General features: G+C 44.2%; 16 protein-coding genes and 1 riboswitch. Of the genes, 2 read left to right on the forward strand and 14 right to left on the reverse strand.

Going from position 1 to position 19,386, the window contains the following annotated elements:
* Positions 1-2: 2 nt before the first annotated feature.
* The 8 genes from argF to PGQ33_RS07920 form a co-directional block, all read right to left on the reverse strand.
* Positions 3-2,051, reverse strand: coding sequence for an ornithine carbamoyltransferase (argF, locus tag PGQ33_RS16990; RefSeq protein WP_270205565.1), 2,049 nt, complete (start codon positions 2,049-2,051; stop codon positions 3-5).
* A 39-nt stretch (positions 2,052-2,090) separates the two neighbouring features.
* Entirely contained in the window at positions 2,091-2,882 is a 792-nt protein-coding gene (locus PGQ33_RS07890) for a TrmH family RNA methyltransferase (RefSeq protein WP_270205566.1), read from the reverse strand.
* Between the two features lie 31 nt (positions 2,883-2,913).
* Positions 2,914-3,603 (reverse strand): response regulator transcription factor, encoded by a 690-nt coding sequence (locus PGQ33_RS07895; RefSeq protein WP_008370100.1) that lies wholly within the window; start codon positions 3,601-3,603, stop codon positions 2,914-2,916.
* Positions 3,596-4,753: a sensor histidine kinase gene (locus tag PGQ33_RS07900; RefSeq protein ID WP_055249057.1), complete on the reverse strand. Its 1,158-nt coding sequence runs from the start codon at positions 4,751-4,753 to the stop codon at positions 3,596-3,598. The genes PGQ33_RS07895 and PGQ33_RS07900 overlap by 8 nt, the downstream gene beginning before the upstream one ends.
* 169 nt (positions 4,754-4,922) lie before the next feature.
* The gene (gene metK, locus PGQ33_RS07905) at positions 4,923-6,110 is read right to left on the reverse strand and encodes a methionine adenosyltransferase (RefSeq protein ID WP_008370096.1); all 1,188 of its coding nucleotides are present in this window, start codon (positions 6,108-6,110) and stop codon (positions 4,923-4,925) included.
* Between the two features lie 139 nt (positions 6,111-6,249).
* A riboswitch (SAM riboswitch) is annotated at positions 6,250-6,349 on the reverse strand.
* A 102-nt stretch (positions 6,350-6,451) separates the two neighbouring features.
* The gene (locus PGQ33_RS07910; protein WP_270205567.1) at positions 6,452-7,744 is read right to left on the reverse strand and encodes a UDP-N-acetylglucosamine 1-carboxyvinyltransferase; all 1,293 of its coding nucleotides are present in this window, start codon (positions 7,742-7,744) and stop codon (positions 6,452-6,454) included.
* A 268-nt stretch (positions 7,745-8,012) separates the two neighbouring features.
* Complete coding sequence (locus PGQ33_RS07915; RefSeq protein WP_117835063.1) at positions 8,013-8,513, reverse strand: shikimate kinase; 501 nt, start codon at positions 8,511-8,513, stop codon at positions 8,013-8,015.
* A 66-nt stretch (positions 8,514-8,579) separates the two neighbouring features.
* Complete coding sequence (locus PGQ33_RS07920; protein ID WP_055249050.1) at positions 8,580-8,975, reverse strand: hypothetical protein; 396 nt, start codon at positions 8,973-8,975, stop codon at positions 8,580-8,582.
* 551 nt (positions 8,976-9,526) lie between these two features.
* On the opposite strand from PGQ33_RS07920, the gene PGQ33_RS07925 reads away from it, so the two are divergent.
* Both PGQ33_RS07925 and PGQ33_RS07930 read left to right on the forward strand, forming a co-directional pair.
* Positions 9,527-9,766, forward strand: coding sequence for a hypothetical protein (locus tag PGQ33_RS07925; protein WP_117824103.1), 240 nt, complete (start codon positions 9,527-9,529; stop codon positions 9,764-9,766).
* Between the two features lie 18 nt (positions 9,767-9,784).
* Positions 9,785-10,444 (forward strand): DUF2185 domain-containing protein, encoded by a 660-nt coding sequence (locus tag PGQ33_RS07930; RefSeq protein ID WP_270205568.1) that lies wholly within the window; start codon positions 9,785-9,787, stop codon positions 10,442-10,444.
* 167 nt (positions 10,445-10,611) lie between these two features.
* Here the strand turns inward: PGQ33_RS07930 and PGQ33_RS07935 are convergent, their stop codons facing one another.
* The 6 genes from PGQ33_RS07935 to atpA form a co-directional block, all read right to left on the reverse strand.
* Positions 10,612-12,813, reverse strand: coding sequence for a DNA topoisomerase III (locus PGQ33_RS07935; protein ID WP_270205569.1), 2,202 nt, complete (start codon positions 12,811-12,813; stop codon positions 10,612-10,614).
* A gap of 20 nt (positions 12,814-12,833) precedes the next feature.
* Positions 12,834-14,786: a diguanylate cyclase gene (locus PGQ33_RS07940; protein WP_270205570.1), complete on the reverse strand. Its 1,953-nt coding sequence runs from the start codon at positions 14,784-14,786 to the stop codon at positions 12,834-12,836.
* Positions 14,787-15,149: 363 nt separating this feature from the next.
* Positions 15,150-15,551, reverse strand: a complete 402-nt coding sequence (gene atpC, locus PGQ33_RS07945) for an ATP synthase F1 subunit epsilon (RefSeq protein WP_008370075.1) — start codon at positions 15,549-15,551, stop codon at positions 15,150-15,152.
* Positions 15,552-15,563: 12 nt separating this feature from the next.
* Complete coding sequence (gene atpD, locus PGQ33_RS07950; RefSeq protein WP_008370073.1) at positions 15,564-16,955, reverse strand: F0F1 ATP synthase subunit beta; 1,392 nt, start codon at positions 16,953-16,955, stop codon at positions 15,564-15,566.
* A 30-nt stretch (positions 16,956-16,985) separates the two neighbouring features.
* Entirely contained in the window at positions 16,986-17,852 is an 867-nt protein-coding gene (gene atpG / locus PGQ33_RS07955; protein WP_022220234.1) for an ATP synthase F1 subunit gamma, read from the reverse strand.
* A gap of 10 nt (positions 17,853-17,862) precedes the next feature.
* A complete protein-coding gene (gene atpA / locus PGQ33_RS07960) occupies positions 17,863-19,374 on the reverse strand; it encodes a F0F1 ATP synthase subunit alpha (protein WP_008370069.1) in 1,512 nt (503 codons plus the stop codon).
* Positions 19,375-19,386 lie beyond the last annotated feature (12 nt).

Consider the following 19,386-nt stretch of genomic DNA (forward strand, 5'->3'; position numbering starts at 1 on the left):
TATTATTCGTTCTCTCCTAAAGTTGCAACCATAACTGCCTTGATTGTATGCAGACGATTCTCAGCTTCATCAAATACTCTTGACTGTGGTCCTTCAAATACTTCTTCGGTAACTTCTTTTTCTTTGATCGCCGGCAGGCAGTGTGAGAAGATTGTAGTATCTTTTCCTGTACGTTCCATCAGAGCTGCATTTACCTGATATGGCTTTCCGAGACGCTCTCTTTCCTGCTCTTTCTTTTCTTCACCCATGGAAATCCATACGTCTGTGTAAATGACATCTGCTCCCTTTACACCATCAAGGTCATCGGTGATCTCGATAGTTGCTCCGGATTCTTTTGCATATTCGTCACATCTCTTCCACAGAGATTCCGAAGTCCAGAGTGGCTTCGGTGCAACGATTGTTACATCTACTCCGATTTTGGCGCATCCTACCAGAAGGCTGTTCGCAACGTTGTTGCGTCCATCTCCAAGGTATGCAACCTTCAGACCTTTCAGGTGTCCGAATTCTTCTTTCATGGTAAGGAGCATAGCCAGACATTGTGTCGGATGTGTAGTATCTGTCAGACCATTCCATACCGGAACTCCACTGTACTCTGCAAGTACATCTGCGTATCTCTGTTCAAATCCACGGAATTCGATTCCATCGAACATTCTTCCAAGTACACGTGCTGTATCTTCGATACTCTCTTTATCGCCTAACTGGATCTCATTACCTGCAAGGTATGTCGGGATTCCACCTTCATCCTGTGCTCCTACGGTAAATGCACATCTGGTTCTTGTAGATGGCTTTTCAAAAATAAGGGCAATGTTCTTTCCTTCCAGGCTGTGTCCTTTAATTCCTGCTTTCTTCTTTGCCTTTAATTCACCTGCCAGGTCAACGAGATATTCAATCTCTGCCGGTGTATAATCTTCCAGTTTCAAAAAACTTCTTCCTTTTAAATTCATCTTGTAGTCCTTTCTCAGCTTTGCAATCGCATGGACGAATTTCGGCAGTTTTTCTTTTTCCTCATCTGTACGAGTCTCGTACTTTCTGCTCGTCTCATTCCACAGTTCATCTGCTGTATAAATATTATATTTTGGAATTCTCATGAGCTTCGCACTTGCCTCCAGCATTCCATAGAACAACTCTCTGTCTGAACAGCCGATCGGCAACTTGAGTTTGAAACGATATTCCGTCTTTTCAAGTTCGCTCAAAAGCTTCATTATTTCTACATAATAACACTCTTCTCGTGTTTCTTCAATATAGTAAATCGATCCAGTGAGCCCGTAAAGCGCTCTTTTTGCATCATAATAGCCAATTTTCAAATTCTGTCTGCTCCGCTTTGCCGAAAATTCAAGAATACTGCCAAGTCCTACTCTCGGTTCGATCTCCAACAGAGAGCCGTCTTCCGGAATCGTCGTCTTCGGCACTCTTCCCGGACCAAAGATCCTTACCTGGATCAGATCCTTATATCCCCTTTTTAGGAGAGACGCGGTCGGCACATTATTGACCGCACCACCATCAATATATGTCTTGCCGTGCAGCGGTTCATTTTTAAATCCAAGCAGATATGCGCTGGCAAGAAGAAAATCCTCCAGAAGACCTTCCGGTATATCTTCAATACTCAGATCAAGTTCCTTCATATCCGATACAGAAAATGTCAAAAGGCAGAATTCTTTTCCGCATTTCCTGATCTTTTCTTCGTCTACAACCTCATGGATCAATTCCTTAAGCGGTGTAATATCAATTCCACCATCTGCAAGCTTCTTCCAGAGACCTTTCAAAATCTCTCTTATGGATGCCTCTCCATCAAAGAACTGTTCCATCAACTCATCATCCACATCCATAACACGGGAAAATGCCATCTCTTTCCAGATATGTCCTGCTTTCTCCAGATCTCCCATACAAACAAGGGCGCCATTCAGGGCGCCCACAGAAGTACCCGCTACTGCACTGATCTTCACACCAGCTTCCGAAAGAGCCCGCCACGCACCGATCTGATACGCACCTCTGGCTCCTCCTCCATCGAATACCAATCCATATTCTTTATTTAAATCGATTATCGGTTTCATCAAATCACACTCTCCTTTGCGCTTGACTTCCCCTCATCACTACCGTCGCTGTCTTGCCGCCTCGAACATCAGAATCGAAGATGCAACCGCCGCATTCAGTGATTCTACCTCTCCACACATCGGAATCTTGATATAACACTCTGCTGCATCTGCCACTTCATCCCGAAGTCCGTTACCCTCATTTCCAATTAAAAATGCTGTCCCTCTTGTGTAATCCTCCTGATCGTAGCTGTTCTTTCCTTTCAGATGTGCCGCATAGGAATGAATCCCGGCTTCTGCAAGTACTTCCAGGGTTTCTGGCAAATGCTCTACATACACAAACGGCATTCGGTAAACCGATCCCATCGTTGAACGGATCACCTTGGGATTGTAAATATCCACACAGTCGTGACTCATGATCACGCCGGTTACGCCTGCCGCTTCCCCTGCACGGAGAATGGTTCCCAGGTTTCCCGGATCCTGCAGATTATCCAGCACCATCAGAAGCGGTTTCCTTCCCTGCGCGTCCAGATCCAGCATCTCACATATCTCACAGCTCCTCTGCTCCATCACAAGCAGGATCCCCTGTGGTGTCTTTGTATCTGACACGTGGGAAAATACATGATCTGACAGGATTTCCAGCTGTCTTCCCCATGCCGAAAGTCCCAGCTCTTCTCCATATCGGCTGTAAAACTGCTCCGATACATAAACCTCTCTCACCTGCGCACGCGGAGCTTCCCGGTACATCCGGATCCCTTCTACGATATAGACGCCTTCTTCATCACGTGCCTTTCTCTTTTTCTGCCATGTAACAAGCTGTTTTACCCTGGCATTTCCTGTACTGGTTATCATACTGTAATCTCTTTCCTTTTATTCTTTTTCATTACATCTTGAAACGATATCCCACACCCCAGATTGTCTCAATATACTGTGGGTTTGAGGTATCATATTCAATTTTCTCACGGATTTTCTTGATGTGCACAGTTACCGTTGCGATATCTCCGATGGATTCCATATCCCAGATCTCGCTGAAAAGTTCATCCTTGGTATATACATGGTTCGGATGACTGGCAAGGAAGGTCAGAAGATCAAACTCTTTTGTTGTAAAATTCTTCTCCACTCCGTTTACCCACACTCGGCGTGCAGTGGTATCAATCTTAAGTCCACGGATCTCGATCACCTTATTCTCTTCCACGGCACTTCCGATCAGCCGCTCATAACGTGCCAGATGTGCTTTTACCCTTGCCACCAGCTCGCTTGGACTAAACGGCTTGGTCATATAGTCATCAGCCCCAAGTCCGAGTCCTCTGATCTTGTCAATATCATCTTTTTTCGCAGATACCATGATGATCGGTGTATTCTTTTCCGCACGAACCTTACGACAAATCTCAAAGCCATCCACGCCCGGAAGCATCAGATCCAGGATCACCAGATCAAAATCACCGAAAAGCGCCTTATCAAGCCCTGTCTGTCCATCATTTGCAACCTCTACTTCAAATCCACTCAGCTCCAGATAATCTTTCTCCAGATCTGCAATACTCTCTTCGTCTTCTACAATTAAAATCTTACTCATTTATCGGTACCTCCTGATATTTTCTGATTACAAAATACATCACTGTGCCAACACCTTCCCGGCTGGTCGCCCAGATTTTGCCACCGTGATCTTCAATGATCTTCTTCACAATCGAAAGACCGATTCCGCTTCCGCCCTTGGATGAATTCCTTGAAGCATCCGTCCGGTAGAACCGGTCAAATATATTCGGCAGATCTTTCGCTGCGATTCCTTTTCCGTTATCCTCAAGCTCTACCTGAATAAAATCACCTACGTCCTTTACCCGCAGATTGATCAGCCCGTGCTCTCGTTCCATGTATTTCAAAGAATTGCTGACAATATTGTTGATCACTCTCTTTAACTGTTCCGGATCTGCAATGATCTTCTGATCACCCTCTACATAATTGAAATAACCAAACTCTACATTCTTTGAATCCAGCTCCATCTCAATATCTTCGGCACAGTCATTGAAATAATCGTTGACTGAAAGCGGTGCAAAGTTGTACGGGATCCGGTTTGTATCGATCTTCGCATATAAGGTCAGTTCGTTGATCAGCGTATCCATCTCATTCGCCTTATTATAAATGGTTCCGATATATTTTTCCATCTTCTCCGGCGTATCTGCAACCCCGTCACGGATTCCTTCCACATAGCCCTTGATCGCTGTGATCGGCGTCTTTAAGTCATGGGAAATATTGCTGATCAGTTCTTTGCTTTCCCGGTCACTCTTCAGCTTCTCCTCTGCATTATCTCTCAGACGGATCCGCATCTTTTCAAATGCCTGCATCAGCCGTCCCATCTCATCATCTTTTTCCGGCTTGATCTCAAAATTCAGATTGCCTTCTTCTACGTTCTGCGCTGCTTCCTGCAACTTGTGAATCGGACTGATGATACTTCCATAAATCCACACCATCATGATCATCGCTGTAAATGCCAGAATCAGGACTACTGCGATACATGCGCTTATAATAAACTGCTGGATCTCCGGCATATCTCCCAGCACTCTGATGGATTTTGCAAAATCTTTATATTCCTCACCGGTAATTCCATAAGTATGCTCGATGACTCCGATCTGATAACGCGCAATTCCAAATATAAATGCCGTTGTCAGGATAGTCGGTATCATGATCATCGTCACAAAAGAAATCACCAGTTTCGTCCTTAGTTTCATGCTATATTCATCCTCCATTCATCGTGCACGCCCGGTTATGAGGTCCGTATGGCGCTCACGCAAGTCTGCCTGATAACTAATAGCATATCATAAAAACGGGTGCTTCACATCAAAGCACCCGTAAAATTTTCTAAATTTTTTCTAAAACGATCAAATTCAGAACCTGTTATTAAAGATATTTCTTCAAAGTATCCACTTTATCCAACTTCTCCCATGGAAGATCCAGGTCGTTACGTCCAAAGTGTCCGTAAGCTGCTGTCTGTTTGTAGATCGGACGTCTCAGATCAAGCATCTTGATAATTCCAGCCGGACGAAGGTCAAAGTTCTCTCGAACGATTTCCACAAGCTTATCATCTGCAATCTTTCCTGTTCCGAAAGTATCTACCATGACAGATGTCGGCTGTGCAACACCGATTGCATAAGAAAGCTGGATCTCGCATTTTTTGGCAATTCCTGCTGCTACGATATTCTTAGCAACATAACGTGCTGCATAAGCTGCTGAACGGTCTACCTTTGTACAGTCTTTTCCTGAGAAAGCTCCACCGCCGTGACGCGCCATTCCCCCATAAGTATCTACGATGATCTTACGTCCGGTAAGGCCGCTGTCCCCATGTGGTCCACCGATCACAAAACGTCCGGTCGGATTGATGAAGAATTTTGTATTCTCATCTACCATATCTGCCGGAAGGATTTCATCAAAAATGTATTTTTTCACGTCTTCATGGATCTGTTCCTGTGAAACATCCGGATCATGCTGTGTAGAAAGTACTACTGCATCAAGGCGGGCCGGAACTCCATTTTCATCATATTCTACTGTTACCTGTGTTTTTCCATCCGGACGAAGATATGGAAGTGTTCCGTTCTTTCTTACTTCTGTAAGACGTCTTGCAAGTTTGTGTGCAAGAGCGATCGGATAAGGCATATATTCTTCTGTCTCATCAGATGCATATCCGAACATCATTCCCTGGTCTCCTGCACCGATTGCTTCCAATTCTTCATCTGACATCTTGTGTTCCTTTGCTTCAAGAGCTTTATCAACACCCATGGCAATATCGCTTGACTGTTCGTCAATTGCTGTCAGAACGCCACATGTGTCAGCATCAAATCCGTACTTTCCTCTTGTATAACCAATTTCACGAACAGTATCACGAACGATTTTTTGAATATCTACATATGCATTTGTAGTAATTTCTCCCATTACCATAACAATTCCTGTAGTCGCGCATGTCTCGCAAGCTACACGGCTCATTGGATCCTGCTCCATAAGTGCATCCAGGATCGCATCGGAAATCTGGTCACACATCTTATCCGGATGTCCTTCAGTTACTGATTCAGAAGTAAATAATAATCTCTCCATCTTTTTTCCTTTCTTTTCTTCTTTGTATCTGCCTCTCTTATCTCTGGAATAATGAAAATCGACAAACAGAATTTCTCTTCTGTCTATGCAAATTTAAAGGTCAGCCCCAAAGGACTGACCTGATATCTCATCATCAATCCTCTTATTGTTCGATTGCTCGCTCAGGTTGGCACCTTCCGGCTTACCGGGGTTGCCGTGGCTTCGCAGGTCCTTTGTACCTCCACCACTCTGAATAAGAGAAAGCGTATTTAATTGTTACCGCTACACATCATAACACTGTCCATAGCTTCCGTCAATATACATTTTGGGAAATATGTTCTATCAAAACAGGAATTCCTGTCTTAACCTACTTTTAACTTGAATTTCTGGATCTCACGTTCTGTAGAAACTCTCTCGATCACTGCGCCGAGACTTCTGAGCTTCTCTTCAAAACGTTCGTATCCCCTCTGGATATATACGATGTCATCTACGATCGTAATGCCATCTGCGGCCATTCCTGCAATCACAAGTGCTGCTCCTGCACGAAGATCCGGTGCACTGACCCTTGCTCCCGAGAATTTATCTACGCCTTCGATAGTCGCTGCATTGCCTTCAACCTTGACATTTGCACCCATTCTTGCAAGTTCTGAAAGATATTTGAAACGATTCTCAAAAATACTTTCTGTAATCGTGCTTGTCCCTTTACAAAGAGCAAGTGTAACACCGATCTGCGGCTGCATATCTGTCGGGAATCCCGGATATGGAAGAGTCTTCACCTGTGTATTATGAAGATCTCCTTTGGACACAACACGCACTGCATCATCAAATTCTTCTACTTCACATCCGATCTCAACAAGCTTTGCAATCGTAGCTTCCAGATGCTTCGGAATGACATTCATAACAGTCACATCACCTCTGGTTGCTGCTGCCGCAAACATAAATGTGCCGGCTTCGATCTGATCCGGAATGATAGAATAATCTGTCTTATAAAGGCGGGATACACCGCGGATCTTAATCACGTCCGTACCTGCTCCACGAATGTTCGCTCCCATACTGTTCAGGAAGTTTGCCACATCGACAACATGAGGCTCTTTTGCCACATTCTCAAGGATCGTAAGTCCTTCTGCCATCGATGCTGCCATCATAACGTTGATCGTAGCTCCTACGCTTACCACATCAAAATAAATGTGCTTTCCGATCAGACGCTCTGCTTCTGCGATAATCTTGCCATGCTCGATATCCACATAAGCACCAAGCGCACGAAAACCTTTCAGATGCTGGTCGATCGGACGGCTTCCGATATTGCATCCTCCCGGAAGAGCGACTTCTGCTCTTTTATACTTACCAAGAAGTGCTCCGAGCAAGTAATAAGATGCACGGATCTTCTTGATGTAATCATATTCTATATCAAAATTTTCAATGTTGCTTCCGTTGATTCTGACTGTGTGCCGGTCAATACGGTCAACCTCGGCACCAATCCCACTGATTGCTTCCAGCAGAACGTTGATATCGTTGACATCCGGAAGATTATCGATAGTAACTGTCTCATCTGTCATAATCGCAGCTGCCAGAATTGCCAGTGCTGCATTCTTTGCTCCACCGATCTCGACTTCGCCGACCAGCGGATTGCCACCCTTAATAATATACTGTTCCATTTCGCACCTCAATTAACGATTTCTTTCCCTCTGAAATATATCCTGTTCTATACTTCTGTCAAACACTCTATTCATACTCTTTATTATTTCATGAATAAAAAACCTCATACTTTTTATTCTTTCCAGATCTCTCAGGATTTGTATGAAGCTTTTTGTAATAATCCTCTATATCTCATATCAGTATAGCATATTTCTATATTCATTGCAAAATTATTTATCTTGCTTTCTTCATTTTCGTAAAACTTTTGTAATAATTTCTTTAAAAAATTTATTGATTTTCCAAAATTTCCATTACATTTTCAATGGTTTCTTCCAGCTCCAGTCCATCCTCTGAAACAGTAATATCTGCATATTTTTCAAATAATACTACTCTTTCGTCATATAGATCCTTCAGCGTCTGCCCGTCCCGAAGTGCAACTCCCCTTTTCTTTGCATTCTTCAGTCTGGAATTGATAACCTCAAATGACGCATGCAGATAAACAATGGTTCCGATCTCTTTGTAATGCTTCATTGCTTCTTCACAGTAAACTACGCTTCCTCCCGGGGAAATCACCGCATGTTCCGCTTCCACATCACGATTGACCTGATTCTCAATACTTAAGAATCCGTCCAGACCTTCTTCTGCGATAATCTCCCGCAAAAGTCTGTTCTCCTGCTTCTGAATCAGCAGATCTGTATCAATAAACTCGTATCCAAGCCGCTTTGCGACTACCACTCCGACGGTACTTTTTCCAACTGCCGGCATTCCGATAAATATAATATTCTTCATATGTACCCTGGCCCACTCCTTACCGAAACTGTGTTTCAGATGCTGTCATTTTTATATCGGACGATATTATAGCACAAGTCCTGTGCATGAAGCAACTGTTTTTTCCTGTTGCCGCCTGCCTTTTCCTCTTCTTTCCATCAATTCCTGGTACATCAGGATTTCTACGATCTCCCGGATCTGTTCCGGAGTATAGGTCTCTTTTTCCCATTTTTCCTGTTTCATGACCTGTTCATACGCCCTACGACACATCAGGCACAGTTGGAGCTTATCCGGGTACTCATCATAGATCATGCTTCCTTCATATTCTTGGCGGTCGCATTCTTCCTGTATATATGGAAAAATCTTTTTTGCTGTTGCCGGATACATACTTTGCAGGTATTCCCGGTCGCGCTTCTGGATTTTGTCTTCGTCAAATGCGTATGGAATCGGATACATCATATAATAAGGCAATCTCAGGTCCATGTCTGACACTTCCATTTCTTTTTTCTATGCTTTAGTGTATGCGGTATGGGGGAGTGGGGTTCCTGGGGGGTGTGGAAGGGGGACGATTTTCGGGCAATCCTGTTTCCGGGGCGGATTCGGAATGTAACAGGGAGGTAACGGGGAAGGAAGCGGCAAGTGGCGGCACCGGACAGATTCGCCCCGAAATCTGATGATTTCGCGGCTCAGGCTGTCCTCACCAGTCGTGCGGGAGGCACGGCTGGTGTCCACCTCTTGCCACTTTCTTCTCCTAACTCCCTGTAACGTTCCTGCATATGCCCTGGAAACAGGATTGCCCGAAAATCTGCGCGCTTCAAGACGGAGGGGTGCCCCGGAACTCTACTCGCGAAGTTGAGTGTTGTTCAGAACGGGCGCCAGGCGGACATTTGTCCTGTGGCTTGGGATATTGTGTGGGGATTTATTTTACTGGATTTTGGTTGTAAAAAGGACATATTCTATATTGAAATAATTGGGTTTATGGTATACTGAATTATAGGTATATATTTTTTCATGCTTTACGAAGGAGGATATATATGGATATAATTATCAGACCTGCGGAAACCAGTGATTTTGACAGTGTAGTACATATCCTGAATCAGGTTCAGGCTTTGCATGTGAACTGGCGGCCTGATATTTACAAAGAAAGTAAGGATTTTTTCTCTTTGGATGCTTTTCAGGATGCTTTAGGGAGAGAAACTTTTTATGTTGCTGCATATGAAATGTACAAAAAATATGGCTTTACAGAAAAATCAATCAACATGGAATTATTATAAGTAGTGAGGTGCAAAGTTATGAATAATGAAATTGTGAATGCTATGGAGGAACTTGAAAACTGGTTGGCTGATCCGACTGAACTGGGGCGGAAACCGGCGAAGATTGAGTATACAGCTTCTTTTGAGGATGAGGATGGGATCAAATGTATGATCTTTAAATTCAAGAAATCTTTCTTTGGAAAATGGCTTCTTGGCATCGTCAGTGAATCCGGAACCTTCAGTGAGATGAAGGAATACAATTCTGCCACAGAAACAGAAGATGCTAAAGCGTTACTTCATATATTAAAAGAATACTGGAAAAAAATGGCAGAAAAAGAACAGGGATTTATCGAAATCCCGATTGAAAATCTGATCGAATGGGACGAGCCGAATGGGGAAGGTTGTATCGTTTCCGATAAGATCACAAAAGAAGGCTATAAAGTCGGCTACATGCTCCGCGAAGAGCCAACAGAAGGGAATCCGGACAGTGGCTGGAGATTCATGGCTGGCAATGAAGATGACGAATATATGGACAATCCGGATAATCATCATGTCTTTGCACTCAACACCATCTGCAATTACGACAGCGATATTATCCCTTATCTTCATGCCAAAATCGGATCTGCTTTCATACGTGTAGATGAGTCCCATTTTGAAAAATATCATGAATTTAAGCCTATGTTCATCCAAAAGCAATAAATAAGTAAAAATAAACTCTGTTTTTCCCACTTCGCCACAACATCCTCGTCTGCCAATGCACAGGCGTGTGGAAGGTTTGACTTTCCGGTTCCGTTTTGTACTACAGCCATCAAGTCAATGAGACGTACCAGAAAACCAAACCTTCCACACGCCATCCCATTCGCCACCTACAACTTAATCTTAGCCAGCGCATCCGCAAATGGATTATTCACCGGCTCATCCTTCTGCTGTCTTAAATATTTCTGCACATCCTTCTTGCTGACTCCCGCACCTTCTTTCTTCCGTCTCTCCTGGAACGATGTCAGCTTCTCCTTATGTCCGCAGACACACACAAAAATCTGTCCATCCCCTCTTCCTTTCAGCTGCATCTTCTTGTGACACACAGGACATCTCGCATTCGTTGTCCGTGATACTGTTTCGCGGTATCCGCACTCTCTGTCCTGACAAACCAGCATCTCACTGTTCTTTCCTTTCACTGCAAGCATTCTCTTACCACATCGCGGACATTTACTATTTGTCAGATTATCATGCCGGAACGTTCCTGCTCCCGCCTTAATCTCAGAAACCACCTGATCCGTATATTTATCAATATCCTTCATAAAATCCTTCCGCGAAAGCTTTCCCTTCGCAATCTGCGACAAACGCATTTCCCAGTCTGCTGTAAGTTCCGGCTGTTTTAACTCTTCCGGCACAAGTTCCAGAAGCTGCTTCGCTTTCGATGTAAGATAGATATCTTTTCCACGCTTTTCCAGCAAAAAGCTTTTAAAAAGTTTTTCAATAATATCCGCTCTTGTCGCAACCGTTCCCAATCCTCCTGTCTCGCCAAGCGTTTTCGCCATCGCTTTGTCATGGCTTTCCATATAAGCCGTCGGGTTCTCCATTGCTGACAAAAGTGTTGCTTCATTAAAATGTGCCGGTGGCTTCGTTTTACCTTCTGTCAATGACAACACAAGTCCTTTAATCTCCTGTCCTTTTTCCAGTTCCGGCAGTGTCTGTCCTTTCAAACCCTTTCCAGACTCATATGCTTCTTCCTCTTCTTCATCCTCAGCCGAATAGATTTCCTCTTCATAAACAGCCCGCCATCCCTGCGCTTTCACAATCTTTCCAGACGCAAGGAAAGTTTCACCGCCAACCTTCACCGTAACCTGTGTCTGCTCATACTCAAATGGTGGATAAAGCACAGCAAGAAAACGCCGCACAACCAGATCATAAATCTTCCGCTCTTCATTTGTCATATGACTCAGATCCACAAACTGCTCCGTTGGGATGATCGCATGATGATCCGATACCTTCGCATCATTTACAAAAGCGAGCTTTCCGCTCAGATCCTTTTTCTTCGCTGTCATTGCAAGCTTACGGTACGGTCCTGTACCACACGCCTCCAGACGGTCCTTGATCGTCGGAACAATGTCTTTGCTCAGATATCTGGAATCCGTTCTTGGATAGGTCAGCACCTTATGATTCTCATACAGTCTCTGCATGATATTCAGCGTCTCTTTCGCCGAATATCCAAACCGCTGATTGGCTTCTCTCTGCAGCTCTGTCAGATCATACAAAAGCGGTGCATACGTTTTTTTCGGTGTTTTTTTAATCTCTTCCACTACCGCTTTTTGTTCATCCAGCTTTTTCATCAGTCCGGTCATTTTCTCTTTATCGAATGAGCGATAACTCTTTGACTTCTGATCCTGCCAGGTCAGCATAATATTTTGTCCTTTTGCAGTCATTCCATAATAACCTTCCGGAATAAAACTACGGATCTTTTCTTCTCTCTTTGCAATCATTGCAAGCGTTGGTGTCTGCACACGTCCACAGGAAAGCTGCGCATTATATTTACAGGTCAGTGCCCTTGTTGCATTGATTCCAACCAGCCAGTCTGCCTCGGCACGGCACATTGCAGCATCATAAAGCGCATCATACTCATGCCCGTTCTTCAACTTTGCAAAACCTTCTCTGATTGCTTTATCTGTTACAGATGAGATCCACAGCCTCTTGATCGGCTTTTTGCTTCCTGCTTTTTCCAGAATCAGCCTTGCTACCAGCTCTCCTTCTCGTCCTGCATCCGTAGCAATGATAATTTCATTCACATCCTTGCGGTGAATCTGTGTTTTCACCGCTGCGAACTGTTTTCCGGTCTGCTTTATTACTTCAAGCTTAAATGGAGCCGGCTTCATCGGAAGCACATCAATTTTCCACTCTTTATATTTTTTATCGTAATCTTCCGGATCTGCCAGCGTAACCAGATGACCAAGTCCCCAGGTTACAATATAACGCTCTCCTTCAATTGCTCCATTTATCTTTTTCCCACATTTAAGTACGCGCGCAATATCACGCGCAACAGAAGGTTTTTCTGCAATTACAAGTGCCTTCATTCTGTCTTTTCTACTCCTTTTTATTCTTCTGCCACTTCCATCATTGTCTTTAATTTATCCTGCGCTTCGGTCATACACTGGAGTAACAGTGGGTTAAATGTACCGCATTCACCATTCCTAATCATTTCCAGTGCTTTTTCATGCGAAAATGCCTTCTTGTAAACACGTTCACTCACCAGGGCATCGTACACATCCGCCAGCGATACTACTTGTGCCGAAATCGGAATTTCTTCTCCGACAAGTCCGTCCGGATATCCCTTTCCATCATATCTTTCATGATGCCAGCGGCAAATCTCATATGCAAGCTTGAGCAGCTTTTCATTCCGGTCCATATCCAGATTATCCAGCATTTGTGCACCGATCAAGGTATGTGCCTTCATAATCTCAAATTCCTCTTTGGTAAGCTTTCCCGGTTTGTTCAGAATTCTCTCGTCAATTCCAATCTTTCCGATATCATGCAAAGCCGATGCTGTTGCAATCAAAAATCTATCTTCCCATGAGAGCTGATATTTTCCTGTCTTTTTCACCAGTTGTTCCAGTAAAAGCTGTGTGATCAGATTGATATGGATCACATGCCGACCGCTTTCTCCGTTTCTGAACTCAACAATCTGACTCAGGATACCGATCAGCATTCGGTTATTTCTCTCTTTTTCGTAAATCTGCCTGGTCACCAGACGGATCAGTCTCCTCTGTTTTGCATATAGCTTGATCATGTTCAGGACGCGTTGATATACGATTTTCGCATCAAACGGGCGGCTGATGTAATCTGAAACGCCCATCTCATATGCCCGTCTGATATAGCTATCTGAATCTTCACTGGAAATCATGATTACCGGAATATCTTCAATCCAATGATTCTGGTTCATCGCAGCAAGAACTTCAAATCCATCCATTTCCGGCATCACAATATCGAGCAGCACCAGTGAAATCCCTGTTTCATACCGTTCCAGTTGTTCCAGACATTCTTCTCCGTTAGCCGCCTCCAGGATCCGGTAGTCCTCTTTCAGGATCTCTTTCAGAATCTCGCGGTTTATTTCCGAATCATCCACGATAAGGATCTGTTGTTTCAGTTTTTCTGATGCAGAATTTTCTTCCTTTTTCTTTCCATTTTCATCCCATTCTGTGACAACCATATTTTTATAATTTTTAGCTATATACATCTGTCTGTCAGCACTGGCAACAGCATCTTCCATATTGCCTTCGCGGAATATAGCTCCGCCGATGCTGACCGAAAGCTGCATTTTCTCATAATTCGGCACAACCGCATCGTGGATTTTTTCCCGGATCAGTTTCAGCTTATCCTCAAAAATATGCTTCTTAATCGAAGGTAGGATCAGTAAAAATTCATCTCCGCCATACCGGATCAGAATATCTGTCTTCCGGATATATTTTTTGATAATGTTCGCAGTCGTTATAAGTGCCGCATCTCCCGCACTGTGTCCATAAGTATCGTTATGGAGCTTAAAATCATCCAGATCGATCACTGCAATTCCGGCTTCATCCTCCATCTTTTTGATCTCTTCTTCAAAAAAACGCCGATTATATATCCCGGTCAGTACATCCGTATATAGCTTTTCATTATATCCTGACAGTTTACTGATCAGCTTCTCATACCCTTCCTGATCAATCTGAATACTCTCATCAAGATTCTGAATCATTTCCATAACATAAGGTCTGCCATCAATCTCAACATAACGCGAGATTACCTGAAATACCTGCGAATCCAGAAATTCAAATTTTATCTTCTGCGTCTGTTCTTTCAGTGCCAGAAGAGAGCTGCAGTTCTTGCATTCCTTGTCTTTTTTCCAGAAAGTGTAACACTGACACGTTTCAGATAAATCTCCTGCATTTATCCGTTTTTCCCGATCCATCAGCATTTTCCCGTCTACCAGTCTGACAACCTGAAACACTTCCCTCAAAGATTCCATCTTTCTTTCCGCTTCCTGCATTGTCATTTGGTCCTGTTTGTTCATCCCTTTATCCTCTCAATTTTATCCTGCCATTCATACTCTTTTTTACGCTATATAATGATGTTGGGGTCAAAAAGTATTTTGACCCCTTTGATACCAGATTGCTACGTGCTTTGGCACTCTCGCAATCCTCAAAAATATTCGTAATCCGCTCATTTTTCTTTGAAAAATGGCTACTTACTCATGTTTTTGGCGGATCAAGAGGTCAAAAATCCTCTTGCAAGCAAGCTTGCATCGGCTTTCTGACCTTATGACCCTGGTATCATCATATAATAAAATTATTATAGGCAAATTCCTCCTTATTGTCCAGTTTTCCTTCATTAAAAAAACCGAAAATCCAACAAAGGATTCTCGGTTTTTAATGCTTTATGACTGAGCTGCTCCAATTCGGGCAACTGCTCTTTTCAGTGCCGCCTCTGCACGGCGCATATCTGTGCCTTCCTGCTTCGCAGCAATTCTGTCCTCAGCGCGCTTCTTCGCCGCTTCGGCACGTGCCACATCAATTTCATCCGGCCACTGTGCATCTTCTGCAAGCACCGTTACCCTCTCCTGCAGGATTTCTACAAATCCTCCGAGAATTGCCGCTTTCTTAATCTCCCCGTCATTGTGGATTCGCATCACGCATGGTTCAAGAATCGTCGTCAGCGGAATATGCTTTGCATAGATACCAAGTTCTCCTTCAGTACTTACAAATTCAAGGAATTCGCAATCACCCTCCAGAAACTTCTTTTCCGGCGAAATAATGTTAAGTTTAAATTTATCTGCCATAGGACGTCCCTCCTATTTCACACGGGCAAGCACGTCATCGATATTACCTGCATTCAGGAAATATCCCTCCGGAATATCATCATGCTTTCCTTCGAGGATCTCTTTAAATCCTTGAATTGTCTCGCCAATTGGAACATAACGTCCTTCCAGACCTGTAAACTGTGTCGCAACGTGGAATGGCTGGGAAAGGAATCTCTGGATCTTTCTTGCTCTGGATACGACCAGCTTATCTTCCTCGGAAAGTTCATCCATACCAAGAATTGCAATGATATCCTGCAGTTCTTTGTATTTCTGAAGAATTTCCTGTACTCCACGGGCTACTTTATAGTGTTCTTCTCCGACAATGTGTGGATCCAGAATACGTGAAGTAGATTCCAGTGGATCTACAGCCGGGTAAATACCAAGCTCTGTGATCGCACGGGAAAGTACGGTCGTTGCATCCAGATGGGCAAATGTTGTTGCCGGAGCCGGGTCAGTAAGGTCATCGGCTGGCACATATACTGCCTGCACGGATGTGATGGATCCGTTCTTCGTGGATGTGATACGCTCCTGCAGCGCACCCATTTCTGTCTGCAGTGTCGGCTGATAACCTACCGCTGAAGGCATACGTCCAAGAAGCGCTGATACTTCGGAACCTGCCTGTGTAAAACGGAAAATGTTATCAATGAAAAGAAGTACATCCTTTCCACCTTTATCACGGAAATATTCTGCAAGAGTCAGTCCTGTAAGTCCGACTCTCATACGTGCTCCAGGTGGTTCATTCATCTGACCGAATACCATCGCTGTCTTTTTGATAACTCCGGATTCTGTCATCTCATAGTAAAGGTCATTTCCTTCACGGGTACGTTCTCCTACACCAGTGAATACAGAATAGCCGCCATGCTCCGTTGCAATATTGGTAATCAGTTCCTGGATAAGAACGGTCTTTCCTACACCAGCTCCACCGAACAGACCGATTTTTCCACCTTTCTGATATGGGCACAGAAGGTCAACAACCTTGATACCTGTCTCCAGCATCTCTGTCTGTGTTGCCTGCTCTTCAAAGCTTGGAGCTTTTCTGTGAATCGGTGCGTATTCAACATCCTTCGGAGCCTCTTTTTCATCAATCGGCTCACCCAGTACGTTGAAGATACGTCCGAGTGTTGCTTCGCCAACCGGAACTGAAATCGGTCCCCCGGTTGCTACGGCGTCCATGCCTCGCACCAGTCCGTCTGTCGGTCCCATGGCGATACATCTTACGATATCATCACCCAGATGCTGTGCAACTTCTACCACAAGTTTTCCTCCATCCTTGCGCGTAATCTCAACCGCATCGTTGATCTCCGGCAAGTATCCTTCCGAAAACTTAAGGTCAAGAACGGCACCGATAACCTGGGTAATTTTCCCTATATTTTTATCTGCCATTTTCTCCTCCTTACATACAGAAACCTGTATTTATCCGATCGCCTCTGCTCCGGCAATGATCTCGGTAAGTTCCTGTGTGATCGCACCCTGACGTGCTCTGTTATATTTCAATTCCAAATCATCTATCATCTCTTCCGCATTGCTGGTTGCCGAATCCATCGCCTGCATACGTGCACCGTTCTCACTGGCAACTGCTTCCACAAATGCGCCATACAGAATGCTGCTGATATATTTCGGAACAAGAAGGCTGATTGCCTCTTCCGCTTCCGGTTCAAAGTTCATCGGTGTAAGCTGCGCCTTTGCATCCTCTTCTCCCGCTTCTTCCTGCACCTCTGCCGGAAGGACTTTGATCATCGTCGGAATGTGACTTACCGTATTTTTGAAAAATGTGTAGATCAGATAGATCTCACCAATCTCACCATTTTCAAAATCTGTCAGAAGTCTTTTGGTAATACTCTTCGCATCATCATAGGACGGTTCTTCGATCATCTCTGAATAATCAGCGACAATATCATATCCTTTGTGTTTCAGAAGTTCCAGTCCTTTTCCTCCAATTGCATAGATCCGGATATTCTCCTTCGTAAAGGCTTCGTTTTCAGTCACCATCTTCACTACATTGGAGTTATATCCACCTGCCAGTCCACGATTGGATGTTACAACAATGACTGCTTTCTTCTTCGAATCATCTGCTTTCAGATATGGATGATTGATATTCCCTGCCTTTGCAAGCAGAGAGGTCATTGTTGCATACATACAGTCAAAATACGGCTTTGATTCTTCTGCCCGGGTTCTTGCTTTCTGCAGCTTTACGGTAGAGACAAGTTTCATGGCTTTTGTAATCTGCTGCGTGCTCTGTACACTGGTACGGCGACGCTTGATATCTCTCATAGATGCCACTTTGTATCACCTACCTTGCCTGAAATTGTTCTTTATATTCTCCGATTGCTTTTCTGAGAGCTTCTTCTACTTCTTCTTTCAGCACTTTGTCATTCTTGATAGATTCTGGAATTTCCGGATATTTTGTCTTAATATAATCAAAAAGTCCGCTTTCAAAAGCCAGAATATCTTCTACCGCAATATCAAGAAGAAGCTTCTTAACTGCTGCATAAATGATAATAATCTGGTATTCTACCGGCATCGGCTGGTACTGCGGCTGTTTCAGGATCTCTTTGATCCGGACTCCCTGTGCCAGACGTTCGGAAGTCTCTGCATCCAGTTCCGATCCGAACTGTGCAAAGGATGCCAGCTCACGGTACTGTGCAAGATCAATACGGATTGTACCAGCGATCTTCTTCATCGCCTTGATCTGTGCCGATCCACCTACACGGGATACAGAAAGTCCGGCATTAACGGCCGGTCTGAAACCAGAGTTGAACATCTCTGTTTCCAGATAAATCTGTCCGTCTGTGATGGAAATAACGTTGGTAGGAATGTATGCTGATACGTCACCTGCCTGTGTCTCGATAATCGGAAGTGCAGTAAGTGAACCTCCGCCAAGTTCATCTGAAAGACGGGCTGCTCTTTCAAGAAGTCTTGAATGCAGATAGAATACATCTCCCGGATAAGCCTCACGTCCAGGTGGACGTTTCAGAAGTAAGGAAAGGGTACGGTATGCAGTTGCATGTTTGGACAGGTCATCATAAACGATCAGTACATCATCTCCGTTCTCCATCCATTCTTCTCCCATCGCACATCCTGAATACGGTGCGATGTACTGCAGTGGTGCAAGCTCACTGGCTGTTGACACAACTACAGTTGTATAATCCATTGCCCCAAAGGTCTCCAGAGTCTTAACAAGAGAAGCTACGGTCGAAGCTTTCTGACCGATTGCTACATAAATACACTTTACGCCCTGCCCTTTCTGGTTGATGATCGTATCAATCGCGATCGCTGTCTTACCGGTCTGTCTGTCACCGATGATCAGCTCTCTCTGTCCACGACCGATCGGAACCATGGAGTCGATCGCTTTAATACCTGTCTGAAGCGGTGTATCTACTGACTTACGGGAAATAACCCCCGGTGCCACACGCTCGATCTGACGATGCCTGGTTGCCTGGATTGGTCCTTTTCCATCGATTGGCTGTCCAAGTGCATTAACTACACGGCCAAGCATACAGTCGCCTACCGGAACCTCTACAACTCGTCCGGTTGTCTTTACAGTATCACCTTCATTGATATTCTTATGATCTCCCAGAAGAACAGCACCTACGTTGTCCTCTTCCAGGTTCAGAACCATTCCGTATACTTCTGAAGGGAACTCCAAAAGTTCACCCTGCATTGCATTTTCAAGGCCGTGGACACGCGCAATACCATCTGCCACCTGAATAACCGTTCCGACATCCGATACGTTCAGCTCAGAGGAATATCTTTCAATCTGTTCTTTGATCACAGAACTTATTTCTTCTGGTCTTAAATTCATGGAGCGAATCCA

It is taken from the genome of Coprococcus sp. AM100_B19A, from assembly GCF_027662015.1.
In the GTDB taxonomy this organism is placed as follows: Bacteria; Bacillota; Clostridia; order Lachnospirales; family Lachnospiraceae; genus Allocoprococcus; species Allocoprococcus comes.

What these genes read in the sequence shown, in the direction of transcription:
- PGQ33_RS07935 (WP_270205569.1), bottom strand. Translation starts at nt 12,813, where the DNA reads ATGAAGGCACTTGTAATTGCAGAAAAACCTTCTGTTGCGCGTGATATT.
- PGQ33_RS07900 (WP_055249057.1), bottom strand. Translation starts at nt 4,753, where the DNA reads ATGAAACTAAGGACGAAACTGGTGATTTCTTTTGTGACGATGATCATG.
- PGQ33_RS07915 (WP_117835063.1), bottom strand. Translation starts at nt 8,513, where the DNA reads ATGAAGAATATTATATTTATCGGAATGCCGGCAGTTGGAAAAAGTACC.
- atpA (WP_008370069.1), bottom strand. Translation starts at nt 19,374, where the DNA reads ATGAATTTAAGACCAGAAGAAATAAGTTCTGTGATCAAAGAACAGATT.
- PGQ33_RS07910 (WP_270205567.1), bottom strand. Translation starts at nt 7,744, where the DNA reads ATGGAACAGTATATTATTAAGGGTGGCAATCCGCTGGTCGGCGAAGTC.
- PGQ33_RS07930 (WP_270205568.1), top strand. Translation starts at nt 9,785, where the DNA reads ATGAATAATGAAATTGTGAATGCTATGGAGGAACTTGAAAACTGGTTG.
- atpD (WP_008370073.1), bottom strand. Translation starts at nt 16,955, where the DNA reads ATGGCAGATAAAAATATAGGGAAAATTACCCAGGTTATCGGTGCCGTT.
- PGQ33_RS07920 (WP_055249050.1), bottom strand. Translation starts at nt 8,975, where the DNA reads ATGGACCTGAGATTGCCTTATTATATGATGTATCCGATTCCATACGCA.
- PGQ33_RS07940 (WP_270205570.1), bottom strand. Translation starts at nt 14,786, where the DNA reads ATGAACAAACAGGACCAAATGACAATGCAGGAAGCGGAAAGAAAGATG.
- atpC (WP_008370075.1), bottom strand. Translation starts at nt 15,551, where the DNA reads ATGGCAGATAAATTTAAACTTAACATTATTTCGCCGGAAAAGAAGTTT.
- argF (WP_270205565.1), bottom strand. Translation starts at nt 2,051, where the DNA reads ATGAAACCGATAATCGATTTAAATAAAGAATATGGATTGGTATTCGAT.
- PGQ33_RS07925 (WP_117824103.1), top strand. Translation starts at nt 9,527, where the DNA reads ATGGATATAATTATCAGACCTGCGGAAACCAGTGATTTTGACAGTGTA.
- PGQ33_RS07890 (WP_270205566.1), bottom strand. Translation starts at nt 2,882, where the DNA reads ATGATAACCAGTACAGGAAATGCCAGGGTAAAACAGCTTGTTACATGG.
- PGQ33_RS07895 (WP_008370100.1), bottom strand. Translation starts at nt 3,603, where the DNA reads ATGAGTAAGATTTTAATTGTAGAAGACGAAGAGAGTATTGCAGATCTG.
- metK (WP_008370096.1), bottom strand. Translation starts at nt 6,110, where the DNA reads ATGGAGAGATTATTATTTACTTCTGAATCAGTAACTGAAGGACATCCG.